Source organism: Carboxylicivirga taeanensis (genome assembly GCF_051851475.1).
Taxonomy (GTDB): domain Bacteria; phylum Bacteroidota; class Bacteroidia; order Bacteroidales; family Marinilabiliaceae; genus Carboxylicivirga; species Carboxylicivirga taeanensis.
In genome coordinates, this window is the sequence record NZ_JBPUSJ010000072.1 from 1 (window position 1) to 1,536 (window position 1,536).

At 36.5% G+C, this 1,536-nt stretch carries 1 protein-coding gene; it reads left to right on the forward strand.

Going from position 1 to position 1,536, the window contains the following annotated elements; all coding sequences use genetic code 11:
• The first annotated feature begins 116 nt into the window (after positions 1 to 116).
• Complete coding sequence (locus tag ACSX1H_RS19270; protein WP_439185885.1) at positions 117 to 554, forward strand: DUF4844 domain-containing protein; 438 nt, start codon at positions 117 to 119, stop codon at positions 552 to 554.
• The last annotated feature ends 982 nt before the right edge of the window (positions 555 to 1,536 follow it).

Below are 1,536 nucleotides of genomic sequence, written 5' to 3' on the forward strand. Positions count from 1 at the left end.
TGAAAAGTTAAAAACAAATACAACGCTTTGGCTCTGCTCAATTTGAGAGGTCAGTAAGGATAAAAATCTCCATACGCTTCATGCGGCTAACCGTTGGTAACTATTAAAAAAACGAGATGACTTACTTAAAAATATTTATACTGATTTTAAGCTTATCTTCTTGTGTACAAACTGAAAATAAAATGACAACACCAGCAGATGCTAAAAATAAATTTGCAGAATTTATAGGAAAGGAAAAATTTGATGAAGTACCATATCCTAATTTTTATCCAGGTATCGCAGACAAAAAAATGCGGCCAATTTGTACGGAAAAAATTAATCAAGTAGCAACTGACTTTCTTGAAATTGCAACGTCTGAAAATCCAACAGATAAAAAATACCATGAAATTATTGGTTTTGGACTCTCAAAGTTTGCCGACGTGTATTTAGAATTAGACACTGAAGATAGAGAAAGAGTTTGTACATACTTTGAGGAATTAATGGATATTGTAGGACTTGAAAGTTCGAATGGACAACTCAATAAATTTATGTACGGATTTGACCCAAATGATTAAAAAAAGTGAAATAACAGTTACCAACAAACCGCTATAGAGCATAAAGGGTACAGCACTACTTGGTCGTTTCGAAGCTTCGGCAAACAGCGCCAAATCGCTGATTTGGCTTTAAAAATGAAAAGTTAAAACAAAACAACGCTTTGGCTTCGCTTAATTTGGTAAGTTAGTAAGGTTAATTCCCTTTACGCTCCATGCGGCAGGCCGTTGTAGCGCATTTCCCACATTCCACAGAAATAGGATGATTAAATTAATGAGACATTAGTCTGATACCCTTCAAAATCTCGAAACCTATTCCGTAGTATTTGATTTCTTGCAAAAGGAGAGAGGCTTAATTAAAAACTGGATTTAATTTTAAGAAACTTGATGAGTTTACATGAGGAAAGCAAAATCAATTGAAAAAAATCGACAAAAAGCTCTAATCAAATATCGTAGAAATATACGAAATGTATTCATGATTGGGGTACCATTATTTTTATATGGTGCGTATTATTTGTTATTTCGACCTGTTGGGCTTGGTGTTAATCTTTGGACCCATCAACCAGTAATAGTTAATGGTACTGTTCCACTAATACTGGGTCTGGGATTTATTATTGGTAGTATTTGGGGAATGAAGAACAAACTTCGATTCATAGACAACGAAATCAAAAGACTAAATGTTAATAGGAAGAGATTTAGACACTTACAATAAGATTACAAATAATTTTAATAAAAAAAACGCGCTACAACACGCCGCCATAGCGCATAGCAGTCCAGCTCACTTTGTGTGGGCAGATTCCCGCCTCGATTGTCTGTCCTCTCGGACGGACAATCTCAACGCAGAATCTGCTACAGCGCCATGCGGCCAACCGTTAGGCACCACCCAATATTTTTAAGCCGGATTCGAGGTGTTTTTGGGATTCGTGCGGCTTTTGAGGAATTTGCTGCTCACCCACGGGCCAGCAACCCACATTCGCACAAATATTAAAGCTTGTGAATCGAAGAT